The 14,703-nt window shown below is 63.2% G+C and carries 17 protein-coding genes; 6 read left to right on the top strand and 11 right to left on the bottom strand.

Annotation, left to right across the window (positions count from 1 at the left end):
* Positions 1-35 precede the first annotated feature (35 nt).
* Positions 36-251: a hypothetical protein gene (locus QZY01_RS15950; protein ID WP_294538942.1), complete on the bottom strand. Its 216-nt coding sequence runs from the start codon at positions 249-251 to the stop codon at positions 36-38.
* Between the two features lie 390 nt (positions 252-641).
* Here QZY01_RS15950 and QZY01_RS15945 point away from each other — a divergent pair, with 390 nt between their 5' ends.
* Positions 642-1,712 carry a glycosyltransferase family 4 protein gene (locus tag QZY01_RS15945; RefSeq protein ID WP_294538939.1) on the top strand — a complete coding sequence of 357 codons (1,071 nt, stop codon included), beginning with the start codon at positions 642-644 and terminating at the stop codon, positions 1,710-1,712.
* 4 nt (positions 1,713-1,716) lie between these two features.
* Here the strand turns inward: QZY01_RS15945 and QZY01_RS15940 are convergent, their stop codons facing one another.
* The 8 genes from QZY01_RS15940 to QZY01_RS15905 all read right to left on the bottom strand — a co-directional run bounded on the left by QZY01_RS15940 (position 1,717) and on the right by QZY01_RS15905 (position 8,981).
* On the bottom strand, positions 1,717-2,361 hold the full coding sequence (locus QZY01_RS15940; protein WP_294538936.1) for a 2OG-Fe(II) oxygenase: 645 nt from the start codon (positions 2,359-2,361) through the stop codon (positions 1,717-1,719).
* Between the two features lie 91 nt (positions 2,362-2,452).
* Entirely contained in the window at positions 2,453-3,190 is a 738-nt protein-coding gene (locus QZY01_RS15935) for a Sir2 family NAD-dependent protein deacetylase (RefSeq protein WP_294538933.1), read from the bottom strand.
* A gap of 56 nt (positions 3,191-3,246) precedes the next feature.
* Entirely contained in the window at positions 3,247-4,902 is a 1,656-nt protein-coding gene (locus tag QZY01_RS15930) for a CYTH and CHAD domain-containing protein (RefSeq protein ID WP_294538930.1), read from the bottom strand.
* 231 nt (positions 4,903-5,133) lie between these two features.
* Complete coding sequence (locus tag QZY01_RS15925) at positions 5,134-6,147, bottom strand: WD40 repeat domain-containing protein (RefSeq protein WP_294538927.1); 1,014 nt, start codon at positions 6,145-6,147, stop codon at positions 5,134-5,136.
* A 27-nt stretch (positions 6,148-6,174) separates the two neighbouring features.
* Positions 6,175-6,918 carry an ABC transporter ATP-binding protein gene (locus QZY01_RS15920; protein WP_294538924.1) on the bottom strand — a complete coding sequence of 248 codons (744 nt, stop codon included), beginning with the start codon at positions 6,916-6,918 and terminating at the stop codon, positions 6,175-6,177.
* Positions 6,915-7,067 (bottom strand): hypothetical protein, encoded by a 153-nt coding sequence (locus tag QZY01_RS15915; protein WP_294538921.1) that lies wholly within the window; start codon positions 7,065-7,067, stop codon positions 6,915-6,917. Before QZY01_RS15915 ends, QZY01_RS15920 begins: the two co-directional genes overlap by 4 nt.
* A 34-nt stretch (positions 7,068-7,101) precedes the next feature.
* The gene (locus tag QZY01_RS15910) at positions 7,102-8,697 is read right to left on the bottom strand and encodes a glucan biosynthesis protein D (protein WP_294538917.1); all 1,596 of its coding nucleotides are present in this window, start codon (positions 8,695-8,697) and stop codon (positions 7,102-7,104) included.
* A 41-nt stretch (positions 8,698-8,738) separates the two neighbouring features.
* Positions 8,739-8,981, bottom strand: coding sequence for a hypothetical protein (locus tag QZY01_RS15905; protein WP_294538915.1), 243 nt, complete (start codon positions 8,979-8,981; stop codon positions 8,739-8,741).
* Between the two features lie 395 nt (positions 8,982-9,376).
* On the opposite strand from QZY01_RS15905, the gene QZY01_RS15900 reads away from it, so the two are divergent.
* The 5 genes from QZY01_RS15900 (at position 9,377) to QZY01_RS15880 (ending at position 13,001) form a co-directional block, all read left to right on the top strand.
* Entirely contained in the window at positions 9,377-10,246 is an 870-nt protein-coding gene (locus tag QZY01_RS15900) for a peptidylprolyl isomerase (RefSeq protein WP_294538912.1), read from the top strand.
* 219 nt (positions 10,247-10,465) lie between these two features.
* A complete protein-coding gene (gene argJ, locus QZY01_RS15895) occupies positions 10,466-11,713 on the top strand; it encodes a bifunctional glutamate N-acetyltransferase/amino-acid acetyltransferase ArgJ (protein ID WP_294538909.1) in 1,248 nt (415 codons plus the stop codon).
* A gap of 16 nt (positions 11,714-11,729) precedes the next feature.
* Positions 11,730-12,155: a (deoxy)nucleoside triphosphate pyrophosphohydrolase gene (locus QZY01_RS15890; RefSeq protein ID WP_294538906.1), complete on the top strand. Its 426-nt coding sequence runs from the start codon at positions 11,730-11,732 to the stop codon at positions 12,153-12,155.
* On the top strand, positions 12,142-12,315 hold the full coding sequence (locus QZY01_RS15885) for a hypothetical protein (RefSeq protein ID WP_294538903.1): 174 nt from the start codon (positions 12,142-12,144) through the stop codon (positions 12,313-12,315). The genes QZY01_RS15890 and QZY01_RS15885 overlap by 14 nt, the downstream gene beginning before the upstream one ends.
* Before the next feature lie 98 nt (positions 12,316-12,413).
* Positions 12,414-13,001: a GNAT family N-acetyltransferase gene (locus QZY01_RS15880; RefSeq protein WP_294538900.1), complete on the top strand. Its 588-nt coding sequence runs from the start codon at positions 12,414-12,416 to the stop codon at positions 12,999-13,001.
* A 176-nt stretch (positions 13,002-13,177) separates the two neighbouring features.
* Here the strand turns inward: QZY01_RS15880 and QZY01_RS15875 are convergent, their stop codons facing one another.
* Entirely contained in the window at positions 13,178-13,957 is a 780-nt protein-coding gene (locus QZY01_RS15875) for a succinate dehydrogenase iron-sulfur subunit (RefSeq protein ID WP_294538897.1), read from the bottom strand.
* An 85-nt stretch (positions 13,958-14,042) separates the two neighbouring features.
* A partial coding sequence (locus QZY01_RS15870; RefSeq protein ID WP_294538894.1) for an FAD-binding protein occupies positions 14,043-14,703 on the bottom strand: 661 nt, incomplete at its 5' end.

The following is a 14,703-nucleotide window of genomic DNA, read 5'->3' as shown; positions in this document are numbered from 1 at the left end:
TCTTCGGCCGTAATCTGATGCGCCTTTACCATGCATCATTCGTAGCGCCGGCCTTCTCTTACCGGTGAAACATTCCCGACGAAGAACAAAAAGCTGACCGCCAAAAAGCTGGCGATCAAACCGGCCAGCACAATGACAAGCAAGGGTAGCTTGAACACTGCAATCGCCAAATAAGCCGACTCTCCGAGCGCGGCGAGAAAACCAAAACAAACACCTAAAAGAATGGCCAAGCGGATGACTATGTCGGACATAGCATGTGCCTCCCGTTGCGCGAATCAGTATATAACATAAATCGAGTTGATGCCAACAGTATTTATGCCAGCGATCCCGCCGATATATTGCACCGCAATATTTCATTTCTTGCTCTGTGTCTATTTGTGTTGACGTCAATCTTTCTTGACAGCGTTGTTTTCAAACCCGTCAAGCATTCCGGCCAATCCGGTGTCGCCTTTCTAAATCCCCAAATCGCAAGAATGCCGCCAACGCCCCCCGAATCCTCGCGTCGCGCGTTTGGGCGGAGCAGGGCGGATCGGCCCGCTCGCGACGACGACCAATTGTCCCGGATTGCCAAAGCCTCGTGCAAATCGCCAAAAATGCTGTAGACCGTCCCCGGAACGCGGCTTTTTGATCGGGACGGGCGGATGAAGCGGGAATGCGACGACCTTTTTCTGGACGAGCTTGAGGTCATTATTCCCAATCTGAGCGCGCGCTATTCCGGCGGCACGGCGGTCAACCGCACCATTGCGCCGCTGATCGCCCAGCGCTGCAACGCCGCCTGGCTCGGCGTCGACCGGCCCGACGGCATCAGGGGATTGGCCTGGGGCGATCTTCTGCGCTTGCGTTTTCGCGCCCCGAAAAATCACGCCTTCCGCATTTTCCATGCGCGCCGCAATGTCGAAATGCTGGCCGGACTGGCGCTCAAGGCGCTCGGCTTCAAAATCAAACTGATTTTCAATTCCGCCGCGCAGCGCCGTCATTCGCGCTATACGAGGTTGCTGCTGGCGAAAATGGACGCGATTGTCGCCACCAGCGAAATCGCCCAAAACTTTCTCGAATTTCCCTCGACAATCATCCATCACGGCATCGACGTCGAAACCTATGCGCCGCCCGCCGACCGGCTAAAAGCCTTCGCGGCATCGGGCCTGCCGGGCAAATATGGAATCGGCGTGTTCGGCCGGGTGCGCAAGCAGAAGGGCGTCGATCTGTTCGTCGAATCGATGATCCGGCTTTTGCCGCGCCATCCCGACTTCACCGCCGTGGTGATCGGCCTGACCACCGCCGACAACCGCGCCTTTCTCGAAAGTCTGAAAAGCCAGGTCGCGCGGGCGGGGCTGGAAAAGCGCATTCTGTTCCTTGGCGAATTGCCGATCGAGGAAGTGCCGCTCTGGTACAAGCGCATCTCGATCTATGTGTTTGCCTCGCGCATCGAGGGTTTTGGCCTGACCATGCTGGAGGCCATGGCGGCGGGAAACGCCGTGGTGGCGACGCGCGCCGGCGCCGCTGAAATCGTCATCGAGGACGGCAAGAGCGGCGTGCTGGCGCCGACGGGCGACGTCGAGGCGCTGGTCGCTTCGATCGAGCCGCTGATGTGCGAGCCGGAAAAGGCTTTGCGGATCGGCGAAAAGGCGCGGGAAGTGGTGTTGCGGGATTTCAATCGCGAACGCGAGGTCGATGAGATCGTCGGCGTCTACCGCAAGCTTTGGGACGCGTGAGAGGTCACGCGTATTCGTCCTGCTTCTTGCCCATAAGCCGCTTGAACGCCGCCGAAATCTGGTGGCGCAACATGGCGACGCGGCGGTCGCCCTCCGACGTCACCCAGTTGAACTGGATGACGCGGCGTTCGCCCTCATAGGGCAGGTGGCCGTGCCAGGAATTCTCGGACCGCTTGAAAGCCAGCAGGGTTCCGGCGGCAGGCGGCACTTCCATGATCGGGTCGTCGAGGCCAGCGTTGGATTTCAGCAGCCGCAGCCTGCCGCCGGAATGTTCCCACTCCGGGTTCATGTAGATCAGGATGGTGATGATCTTGCTTTTGGTGTCGGTGTGGATGCGGCCGTCCTTGGCCGCGCAACGGCCGCGCACCGTCACCGTATGCGGGCGCCCGGTCAGGTCCACGCTGAATTTCTCTTCAAAAGCGGCGCGAAATTCGTCCGACGCCAATTCGTCGAGGAATTGCTGGAAGGCGGGGCCGAAGCTGAGTTGCGCGACCGGAAAACTGCCGCTCTCGGCGATTTTGGGATAGTCGCGGTTGATCGCCTCGCAGGCCTCGGGGGTGAGGAAGTTCGGCACGGTCAGAAACTCGAACGGCGCGCGGGTCAGCGCAACGGCCTTGAAAGAATCGAGGTCAAGATAGCGTAACGTCATTGCGAGCTTCTCCCCGACCCGGCGCTTTCGAGGCCGGGTTTATATTCCCCTCGCCCCGGCCTGTCAAAAAAGCCAGAAAAATCCAACACTTTCATATCGTTGCCTTCAACCCCGGGCGCTCCATCAGCCGGGTCGCCAGCGCATCGAGTTGCGGCGCGATTTCGGCGGCGCGTCCATGCAGGACATGGTCGAAAGGCTGCTCATTGAGCCCCGGTTCGGATTCGAGATTGGACAGAATCGAAGTCGCGGGACAGCGCCGGGCGATTTCCGCGATCGGCAACACCGCGCCGGAGGTGCCGATCACCACGAGCACGTCGTCGCGGGTCAACGCGGCGAGACGACGCCACATTTCGCCATAGAGCGGCGCCGGTTCGCGGAAAAACACCACATTGGGCTTGACCCCGTGTACGCCCTGGCATTGCGGGCAGCGGTCCCGGGCGGGGTCGAATTTAGAATAGCCGATGTCCCATTGCGCCCCGCATTCGAAACAGCACATCGAGGTCAGACGGCCATGGACATGCAGCACGTCCTGGGCGCCCGCGCGTTCGAACAGGTCATCGACATTCTGGGTGATGAGGTCGGCGGCGAAACGTTTTTGCCAGGAGACCGCGAGAAAATGCGCCGGGTTCGGCGCGACCTCGGCCAATTGCTCGCGGCGGCGCGAGTAGAATTCATGGACGAGATCGAAATATTCTTCCCAGCAATCGAAATTGCAAACCTGATCGGCGTCATATTGCGCCCAGAGGCTGCGGTCGCCCGACGTCCGGAAGGTGTCCAGCCCCGAATCGGCGGAAATTCCGCTGCCGCTGAGCACAACGAGCTTTCGCATCGGGGGCCGGTCTCCTTGATTGGCAAGGCGCGGTAAAGCCGAAAGCCGGCGCGCGCTCACCGCCAGAACGGTTTGATCCGCTTGAAATCCTTCCAGTCCTGCGCCAGTTCCTCGTCGGCCAGCAGGGCGCCGCGCGCGTACCAGCCGGTGACGAGGCCGGCGGCGCGCGCGGCGCCGCTGTCGTGAAGCCCGCTCAAAAAATGATCGGCGCTCGACGCGTCATTATGGGCGCCGAGCACGTTCTGCAACCGCGCCGTCGCGCGGATGAAACTGGCGGGATTGCGGACATGGGCGAAAACGGGTGCGAAGAATTCCGCGCCATAGCGCAGGTTTTTCAGCGCGATGCGCGCCTGGTGGCGCGCCTCGTCGGGCAATTGGCTCAGATTCTTGCCGCGCTGCAAGACGCGTTTGTAAAGCCGCTCCAGCGCCTCCCCGGCGAAAACGTCGATTGGGCGGGTCAGGACCGACAATTCCTCGCCGGAAAGCGCATTGCGCCAGCCACGCCGCGCGACGAAGGCGCTGAGTTGCAGCACGAAAATCGTCGGGCGTTTTGCTGCGAGCAAGGCGCGCGCCTGCCGGTAACCCTCGACGCGCCGCTGCTCCAGCGCGTCGAGCAGCGGCGAAAAATCTTTGCCGTCGCCGAAATGCGCCAGCGGGCCGTCCTCGATCAGTTCGCGCAAGGCGTCGCAATCGCGCGCCGGCCCCAAAATCGTGGCGAGTTCGCGGGCCTCGGCGCGGAAACGTTCGAATTCGGCGCTGGGGATGGCGCGCTTGAACATGGCGAGCGCCGAGCGCAGCCGCCGCAGCGCCACCCGCATCTGATGGATGGATTCGGGGTCTTCGCTGTCGCGCAACGCCGCCCAATTGGCGAGGAAATGGTCGCAGCAGCCAAGAACGATTTGCGCCACGGCCTCGTCCAGTATGATTTCCCGCGGCAGGGCGGCCGGGCGCATCTTCACCGGCGCAGCGACGGCGCCGAGGGCAAAATGACAGGCCCGCTCCGCCTTGCTGACGATATCGACAACCAGCGGCAGGCTGTCGGCGAGAATCGCGGCGAATTCGTAAAGATCCCGCGCCTCGCCGGATTTCAGCTCCAGTTCGACCTCGCGCAGCGGCAGGCGGCGTTCGCCGACGACGACGACGCCATCGTCGATGGCCGCTTCGATTCCGGCGCCGCCAAAGCGCAACTCCCGCGCTACCCGCATAACCCTGGTTTCGTATCGGGGTTCGAGCGGGGCGTCGCCAATCAGGTCGCGCAGGCGCTCGGCCAGGTCGCCATCGAGCAGCGACAGGTCCGGCTGGAGTTTCTTGACGCCAAACTCGATTTCGCCGCGCGCAAAACTCCCCTCGCAGGCGTCCGCCTGCCATTTGAGCGTCATCACCGGGGCGGCGCGACCGCTTCGCCGCACGCGCAGGGCGATGCGGTTGCGATGCAAAATCCAGTCTGGCGTGTCGAAATAGACCGAGGTCAGCTTGCGGCCGGGCGATTTGTCTGCGCTCGCCAGCAGCGGCGAGGCGAGCGCGGCGGCAAGGCCCGCCGGATCGGCTCGGAACTTGATTTCGACTTCGCGCGCGCTTGCCGAGGGTTTTTCGGCTTCGGCGGCGGTGTCTTTCGCGGCGGCGTCATCGGCGCCGCCTTGTTCAGCCGCGCCGTCGGCGCCGGCGTCAACCTGGGTCGCCGGGCGCGGCGTCGAGGGCTCCGTTCGAATCAAGACGGGATCAATCCCTGTGGGCGCGGCAGGTCCAGCCTTGGGTCGGCCTGACGCGGGAGAAGCGGGAGACGCTTTCCTTATGGCTTCATTCTAGGACAATTCGATAAAAAAGGCGCTGAATTTTGTCTCTCCCGCCAAGTTCTTCCACCAAGTTTTTGCGTCAAGCGCTTCTCTCAATTCCCATGCCCTCGCCGCAAACGCGCCGCGCCGATCCGGTTTCCGCCGCGCGCCTCAGCCTGGAAAATCCAGCACGCCGGCCTGTCCGCCGAGGGTTCCGAACACCATTCGGGCGCCCTTGGCGTCGAAAGCCAGCGCGGCGATGGCGTCGCGCTCGCCCTCGGCGCGGCGCACCAGAATTTCCGCGCCGTCGCCCAGTCGCACCAGCAGAATCCAGCCATCGTCATAGCCGATGGCGACAACCGGCGCTTTGGGGTGGAAAGCGACGGCCGTGACGAGCACGTCGGGACGCACGCCGCATTCGCGCGGCGCCTGGCCCATCGGTCCTTCCTTGCCGGAAAACGGCCAGACCACGCAGGCGTCGGCGCCGGAAGTGGCGAGCCAGCCGCCATCCTGCGACCACGACAGCGAACGGCTCTTGGCCGGATAGCCGGACATGCGCATGTCCTTCTTGTCCGTGAGGCGCCAGCCGTGCAGCATGTTTTCCTGCATCGAGGTGACGACAAACCGCCCGTCCGGCGCGACGGCGGCGTCGAGATGCGAGCCTTTCCAAAGCAAGACTTCCGGCGCGGCGGCAATGTTGGGAAACCAGAGGCTCGCGCCGTTATAATGGGCGATGGCGAGGCGATAGCCCTTGGGAAAAAAGGCGAGGCCGCGCACGGTGGAGGGCGCCTGCCATTCCCTGATTTCGCCCCTTGCGTCGCGGGCGCGGACCGATTTGCCGCGCGACCAGGCCAGCGCGCCGTCGTCGCGACAGGCGAGGGCGTCGATCCAGCCCTTTTCCCGCGCCAAAGTTTCGCTGGCGCCGTCGGCGTCGGTGGCGACGACTTTGCCGTCGTCGCCGCCGGTATAAAGTTTTTTGCCGTTGCCGGCGGCGACGAGAATGGCGGCGTCGTCATGGGCGGAGACAAGGCGTCCGCCGCCTGTGTCGGCCAGCAGCACCGAACCGTCCGTCAAAGCCAGAGCCGGCGTGCGGCCCAGGAAATGCGCGGCGACGACGCCGGCCTTCACCTCGATGGGGGTGACGTATTGGGTCAGCGAGGACGGGGTCAGGGAGGAGGGACTCATCGAGAAAAAATCCAAATCGGCGGGAGTTCAGGCGACCCGCTCGCAGGCGCCGGCGGAATCGTCGAAAGCCTGGATCAGGCGGCGGGCGCGGCCGAGATTTTCCGGGCCGAGCGCCGCTTCGGCCGGCCCCCAGGCGATTTTCTCGCGCGCCAGCAACAGGCAGTCGGGGAAATGCGCGCGCACGAGGTCATAATCGTGCAGCACCGCGACGATGGTGCGGCCCTCGCCATGCCATTGCGCGATCAGGCGCAGGAGATCGCTCACCGTGCGCTCGTCGATCGCCGCGAAAGGCTCGTCGAGCAGGATGATCGGCGCGTCCTGCAGCAGCAGCCGCGCGAACAGCAGGCGCTGCGCCTGCCCGCCCGACAGCGCGCCGATCGGGCGCCGCTCGAAGCCCGACATGCCGACGGTTTCGAGCGCGTCGCGGACGCTTTGTTCGTCGGCGCGCGTCATGCCGCCGAACAGCCCGATGCGCCGCCACAGGCCCATCGCGGCCATGTCGAAAACATCGATCGGAAAGCCGGCGTCGATCTGCGCCGCCTGAGGCAGATAGGCGATGTCGCGCGGCCGCGCGGCGCCGAAATCGATGGACCCGCCCATCGGCTTCAAGACCCCTGTCAGGGCTTTGAGCAAAGTCGATTTGCCGGCGCCATTGGGACCGCAGACCGCCAGCAGCGCGCCCGGCGCGATCTCGCCGTCGAGATGGTGCACGGCGGGATGGCGGTCGTAGCCAAGCGTCAGATTGCGCAACCGGATGGTCTTGTCGGTCATGACAGCGCCCAATAGACGCCGGCCCACAGGGCGGCGACGGCTAACGACACAATCGCCAGCCTTTGCGCGGCGGACAGACGCAACAGCGAAAACGCGGCGGCCTTGCGCCCCCGCGCCTCGTGGCTGTGCGCATGGTGTTCGGCGCGCATCTGGCTGCTGCTCCCGCCTGGATTTTTTTCCCGTTCAGAACGGATGATATTGGAAAATCCAGGTTTCCGACAGGACCTTGTCGCCGAGCTTCAGGAAGGCCCGCAATTCGACGGGATCCTTGCCTTCGATATTGCCGAGGTCGAATTGCGCCCGCCAATGGCCGGGGACATCGTCGGGCGCGGCCTCAAGGAAACGGTAATTGCCGAAAGTGCCGCGCGAGGCGGAGACTTCCAGTTCCGGCTTGGTGCCCTTGGGCAGGTCGGACAGGCCGCCGCCGAGAAACTCGATCATGAATTTCCTGAAGCCCTTGGGGCGGGGCTGGCCGGCCTGGCCGCCATTGCCAAGGCGCGTGGCGACGACGCGGGCGAGCCCGCTCGGAAAGGGCTCTTCGGCCTGCCAATAGAGCCGGTAGGAGAAATCGAACACGGAGCCCGCGGCGGCGGGCTCGGCGGGAACCCACATGGCGACGATATTGTCGTAGATCTCGTCGTCGGTCGGAATTTCGACGAGATGGATCGACCCCTTGCCCCAATCGCCCTTGGGTTCGACCCAGACCGTCGGCCTCAGATCGTAGCGGACGCCATCGAGATAGTGATCGAAGTTACGGTCGCGCTGCGAAAGGCCGAAGCCCTTGATATTATTGTCAACGAAAGCCGAGGCCATGACGCGCGGCGGATTGTTGAGCGGGCGCCAGAGCCGTTCGCCGGCGCCTGTCCACAAGGCCAGCCCGTCCGAATCGTGCACCTCGGGGCGCCAGTCCGCCCCTTCCGGCTTGCGGGTCTCGGAAAACCAGTACATCGAGGTCAGAGGGGCGACGCCGAACCGCACGATACTGCCGCGCAGGAAAAGCTGGCTGTCCACGTCGATCTCGACATGTTTCAGACGGCGCATGAGGAAGCGGAAGGCGCCTACGATGGCGGGCCCTTCCAGCAAGGCGTGGACGATCACACCGTCTTCGGTTTCCGGGCCGATATAGACCCGGGTGAAATCGGGAAACTCCTCGTTGCGCCCAGCGACCCATGTGTCGAGCGCGACCCCGCGCGCAGAAAGACCCGGCTGATGAAATTCGCCGATGGTGCGGAAATAGGAGGCGCCCAGAAAGGATGCCCAGTCCGCGCCGCCGTCCTTGCGCCAGTCGATCGGCCCGCCCTTGGGCTCGTGCACGCGAAAGCCGGCGAACCCGGCATTGGCGGGCAGTTTGCGCGCCAGCGAATCCGCCGGCATGTCGAAATAGGACGGGTCGTAGAGGATTTCGCGCGACTGGCTCCCGTCAACGCGGAACATGCGCACCGGTTTTTTGAAGAACAGGCCGAGATGATAGAATTCGACCGGGAAACGCTCCGGCCCCTCGGCATAAAGGGCAAAGTCCGGCTTGTAATGGATTTTGCCCCAGACGTCGTAGTCGAGCTTTTCGATCAGCTCCTTGTCCGCGGAAACCCTTGGCTCGAACGGCTGTCCGACGAGTTTTTTCGCTTCCGCCTTCAGGGCGTCGAAGGAAAAGGGCGCGACGGGTCCGTATTTGAGGCCGGGCGTGGCGGCGACGGCGCCTGAACCGCCGGCGACGATCCCGGCGGCGGCGGCAAAGGTGAGCGATTGGCAGAAATGGCGGCGATCGACAGGATTCGGCATGAGGCGGATTCTTTTTGCGTCAGGCGAAGGGGGGCGGGAAATCAGTTCCGGAAAGGCTCATGGGCGACAGCCGCGCGCATGAAATAATACAGGCCGACGAAACCTATCGCGATAAACACCGCTTCGAACGCGTGGCCGACGGTGGGGCCGAGTTGAAACAGGCCGCCGAGCGCCCAGCCCGCCGCCCAGGAGGCGCCGACGAGTTCCGTGCCGACGAGAATCGCCAAAGCGATCAGCGTCCGCGCATTGGTCCAGTTGATGGGTTTTTGTTCCGCCAAGGTCATGTCTCTGTGTGAAGCAAAAGGTCTAAACCATCGAGGCGCGCGGCGCAATCGGGCCTTAAGCGCGTTTTCGAGCCAGGCGGGCGCCGGTTTGCGTGAGGAAAAAGTTCAAAAAAACGCGAGGATCGGACGCGTCAGGCGAACCGATGTTCCCTGGACGCGGGCCAACAAGGTTATCCTGCGTCGCGGCGCTTGTCGCGGCGCGCATTTTGGGGCAGAACAGCGCGCCAGTTTGCCGCCGGGGGGCGTCATCCTGCCGGCCGACAGGTGTGGCCGGGGGATGGCTCGAGCCGACCGGCAAGGCGGCGCCCGTCCGATTGAACGGCGCCGTCTTGCGCCCGAATCGTTCCGATGGGAAAGGTTCGGATTATTTTTCAACCGGAGCTTCGAGCCTGAAAATGGTCCATTTCAAATCCCTCTTCACCGGTGCGCGTCGCGCCGCCCTCGTTGTTACGTTGTGCGCCTCGGCGCTGGCGCTCGGCCAAGTCCAGGCTTCGGCGAAAGTGCTGGCGACGGTCAATGGCGCCGATATCACCGACGCCGATCTCGCCACCGCGCGCGACGACGTCGGCTCGACCCTGCCCAAGCAGATGAACGACGCGGCGCGCGACAAGGCCTTGCTCGATTATCTGATCGACGTGAAACTGGTCACCCAGAAAGCCATCGCCGACAAGCTCGACGCGACCCCCGATTTCCAGAAGAAGCTCGCCTATTTCCGCGAAAAACTGCTGATGGAGAGCTTTCTTGGCGTCATCGCCAAGAGCAGCGTGACCGAGGCGGCGATGAAGGCGACCTATGACGAGGCCGCCAAGGCGCAGAAGCCGGAAGTCGAAGTTCACGCCCTGCATATTCTGGTTCCCACCGAGGAAGAGGCCAAGACCGTCGAAAAGCGCCTCAAGGCCGGCGAGGATTTCGGCAAGCTGGCCGACCAATTGTCCAAGGATCCCGGCTCGAAGGGCGGCGATCTCGGCTTCTTCACCCGGGATCGCATGGTGCCGGAATTCGCCGACGCCGCCTTCAAGCTCAAGGCGGGCGAAGTGTCGGACCCGGTCAAGACCCAGTTCGGCTGGCATGTGATCAAGGTGCTCGAAGTCCGCGAGCGCGGCTTCCCGCCGATGGATCAGGTCAAGGACCAGCTCGAACATTTCGTCGCGCAGAAGGCGCAGAGCGAGGCCATCGTCAAGTTGCGCGAAGGCGCGAAGATCACGCGCGCCGACGAACCGGCGCCGGCTGAGCCCGCCAAGCCTACCGTCGTCCCGAAGAAGTAAGTTTTTCGCCCCGCGACTATAAATTTCAAGGGAAGCCCCGCTTCGGCGGGGCTTTGCTTTGCGTGCCGGGATCGCCCCCGGATGTTGCGGCGCCAACATGCGTTCGAGCATGGCCTGCGCGAGCGCCGCGCGATTTTCGTCTCCGCGTCGTCAAAGCGTCTTGACGCCGCGGCATGGACCGACGCAAATCCCGCGTGATCGAAACGTCAGGACAAAGCCATGGCCGCCGCCGCTCACGTCTCTCCGCTTGCGCCGAAAAATTTCGCCGAACTGCCGGCCATCGACGGCGTGCGGCTGGCGACCGGCGCGGCGGGCATTCGCTACCAGGGTCGCACCGACGTGATGCTGGCGGTTTTCGAAAGGGGCGCCTCGGTCGCCGGGGTGTTCACCACCTCCAAATGCCCCTCGGCGCCGGTGGACTGGTGCCGGAAGAACCTTCACCATGGCATGGCGCGCGCTTTGGTGGTCAATTCGGGCAACGCCAACGCCTTCACCGGCAAACTCGGGCGGGAAGCGACGGAATTGACCGCGAAATTGGCCGCCAGGGCGGTCGGCGCCGACGAGGACGAGATTTTCCTCAGCAGCACCGGGGTGATCGGCGAACCGCTCGACGCGACGAAATTCGAAGGCGTGCTCGACGAGCTTGCGGCGCGGGCGCGTCCCGAAGGGTGGCTCGACGCGGCAAAGGCGATCATGACCACCGACACTTTTCCCAAAGTCGCCACGGCGCGCGCCAGAATCGGCGCGGTCGAGGTGACGATCAACGGCTTCGCCAAGGGCGCGGGCATGATCGCCCCGGACATGGCGACGATGCTGGCCTATGTCTTCACCGACGCCGCCATTTCGCCGGAAGCGCTGCAAAAGCTGCTGACGAGCGGCGTGAAGGGCTCGTTCAATTCGGTGACGGTGGACAGCGACACGTCCACCTCCGACACCTTGCTGCTTTTCGCCACCGGCGCCGCGGAAAAGCGCGGCGCCAAAAGGATCAGGAAGGCCGACGACAAGCTTTTGCGCGATTTTGCCGACAAGCTCGACGCGCTGCTGCTCGATCTGGCGCAACAGGTGGCGCGCGACGGCGAAGGCGCGCGCAAATTCGTCGAAGTGCAGGTTTTCGGGGCGCAAAGCGACAAGGCGGCCAAAAAAATCGCCTTTTCCATCGCCAATTCGCCGCTGGTCAAGACGGCGGTGGCCGGCGAGGACGCCAATTGGGGCCGCGTCGTCATGGCGGTCGGCAAGGCGGGCGAAAAGGCCGAGCGCGACCTGTTGTCGATCTGGTTCGGCGACATCCGCGTCGCCCATCAAGGCCTGCGCGATCCCAATTACGACGAGGCGGCGGTGTCGGCGCTGATGAAACAGGACAAGATCGTGATCCGGGTCAATCTCGGCCTCGACAAGGGCAAGGCGAAAGTCTGGACCTGTGACCTGACCAAGGAATATATCGCCATCAACGGCGATTACCGGTCTTGAAGGCGGGGCGGCGCGAATGAAACTGCTGCTCGTTGTCGCCGTCGCCCTGATCGACGCCGACGACCGGATTCTCGTCGCCCAGCGCCCGCCGGGCAAGCAACTGGCCGGTCTTTGGGAATTTCCCGGCGGCAAGGTCGATGTGGGCGAGCGGCCCGAGGCCGCGCTGATTCGCGAATTGCGCGAGGAACTCGGCATCGAGGTGAAGGAAGCCTGCCTCGCGCCGCTGACTTTCGCCAGTCATGCCTACGAGGATTTTCATCTTTTGATGCCGCTTTACGTCTGTCGCCGCTGGCAGGGACTGGCGGCGCCGCGCGAGGGCCAGGCGCTCAAATGGCTCCACGCGAGGCAATTGCGCGATATTCCCATGCCGCCGGCCGACGCGCCGCTGATTCCCTCGCTGATCGACCTGTTGCCCGGATCTGGGCGCCATGGCGGTTCATAAACCGTTCAGGTCGCAAGGATTAATTCATATTTTGCAACGCAGCATTGAAGATTGCGCTTTTGTTCTACTTGCCTTTTTTGCGGGAAATGACGGTGTTAGCATTTGTGACAAGATCGGGACAAAAAAAGAGATCGATAATTTACCCAAACTTGGGGCTTGATCTTTTTGCTGCATTGCAGCATAATTCGGGTAAGGGAAACGTTCGGGAGGCAGGGTGCAACAGCGGCTCTACGCCGCGGAAAGACAAGGAACAACCACATGGAACATTCGATGATCCATGGCGGCGTCATACGCAGGTTATGGCCTGCCGATCTTCCCGCCTTTCGGGAGCACCTTCTGCGACTCGACACTCAAAGCAGGTTCGACCGCTTTGCGATGGCGGTCAATGATGCGTTTCTGGTTCGCTATGCCGAGCGGTGTTTCGGTATCGACGACGTCATCTATGGGTATTATGTCGATGGGACGATGCGCGGCGCCGGCGAATTGCGGGCGGTGGGCAATAACATCATCGGCGGTTCGGTCGAAGCGGCGTTCAGCGTCGAAGAGGCGTGGCGGCGTCGCGGCGTCGGCACCGAATTGATGTCGCGCATCGTGCGCGCGGCCCGCAACCGTCGCGCCGACGCGCTCTACATGTCGTGCCTTGCGCGCAATGTCGCAATGCAGGCGCTGGCGCGCAAGTTCGAGGCCGACCTGCGTTTCGAAACCGACGATCTGACCGGCAGGATGGTGGCGCGCGGACCCTCCGCCGCCACGGTCTGGGGCGAATTCGCCGATAATGCGACGAGTTTCGCCACGGCCATGCTGGACTTGCAGACCCGGGTGTTCTCGCTCCAGCCCCGTGCGTAACAATTCTCCGTTCGCTTCGGCGACGGGACTCGCAGTTTAGAAAAGCGCGCCGCGAGAAAGGCGCGCTTTTTTTAATGAATTGCGTCATTTTCCAACAGGGCGTTATTGCGGGCGAAGCGAAACAACGCGCCGGTTTGGTCCGGCGCGCTGGTTTTTTTGACAATGGGGCCGGCGCTTCAGATCTGGCGCGAAATCATCATGTTCTTGATTTCGGTGATCGCCTTGGCCGGGTTGAGGTTTTTCGGGCAGGCGCGGGCGCAATTCATGATGGTGTGGCAGCGATAGAGCCGGAACGGGTCTTCGAGATTGTCGAGCCGCTCGCCCGTCGATTCGTCGCGCGAATCGATGAGCCAGCGATAGGCCTGCAGCAGCGCGGAGGGGCCGAGATAGCGGTCGCCGTTCCACCAGTAGCTCGGGCAGGAGGTCGAGCAGCAGGCGCAGAGGATGCACTCATAGAGTCCGTCGAGTTTCGAGCGATCCTGAGGCGATTGCAGCCATTCCTTTTCCGGCGCCGGGGTCTGCGTCTTGAGCCAGGGCTCGATCGCCGCGTGCTGGGCGTAGAAATTGGTCAGATCGGGCACCAGATCCTTGACCACCGACATATGCGGCAGCGGATAGACCTTGACCGGCGCCTTGGCCTCGTCGATCGCCAGGGTGCAGGCGAGCGTGTTGGTTCCGTCGATGTTCATCGCGCAGGAGCCGCAAATGCCTTCGCGGCACGAGCGGCGCAGGGTCAGGGTCGGATCGATGCTGTTCTTGATATAGAGCAGGGCGTCGAGCACCATCGGTCCGCAATCGTCGCGATCGACATAATAGGTATCGATCGACGGGTTGCGACCGTCGTCCGGGTTCCAGCGGTAGATCTGGAATTCCGTCACGTTGTTGGCGCCGGCGGGTTTGGGCCAGATCTTGCCCTTGCCGACCACGGAATTTTTTGGCAGTGCGAGTTCGACCATTGGGCTTGCTCTCTCACTTTTCACCCTTGCCGGGCGAAAGAACGCTTCAAAGGGGCATTTTAAAAAACCCCTGCCGGGAAAAAACTCAGTACACGCGCGCTTTCGGCTCGATGTAGCTGACTTCGTCGGTCATGGTGTAATTATGCACCGGTCGGTAATCGATCGTCACCGACTTGGCGGCGTCGTCGATGGTCGCCAACGTGTGTTTCATCCAGTTGGCGTCGTCGCGGTCGGCAAAATCCTCGCGGGCGTGGGCGCCGAGCGATTCCTTGCGGTTGTTGGCGCCATCCATCGTCACCACCGCCTGGACGATCAGATTGTCGAATTCCAGCGTCTCGACGAGGTCGGAATTCCAGATCAGCGACCGGTCGGTGACGCGCACGTCGTCGCGGGCCTTCCAGACGTCGTGGATCAACTTCGAGCCTTCTTCGAGCACGTCGCCGGTGCGATAGACCGCGCAATTGTTCTGCATCACCTTCTGCATCCGCAGCCGCAGCTCGGCGGTCGGCGTGCCGCCCTTGGCGCGGCGGTAATGGTCGAGGCGCGACAAGGCGAGATCGGCGGAATTTTCCGGCAGATTGTCCTGGGTCGCGCCGGGCTTGACGATTTCGGCGGCGCGCAGGCCGGCGGCGCGGCCGAACACCACCAGATCGATCAGCGAATTGGAGCCGAGGCGATTGGCGCCATGGACCGAGACGCAGGCCGCCTCCCCGAGCGCCATCAGGCCGGGAACGACCACGTCGGGG

The sequence above is a fragment of the uncultured Rhodoblastus sp. genome, from assembly GCF_903903185.1.
Lineage (GTDB): Bacteria > Pseudomonadota > Alphaproteobacteria > Rhizobiales > Beijerinckiaceae > Rhodoblastus.
This window is presented reverse-complemented; position numbering and strand designations above follow the sequence as displayed.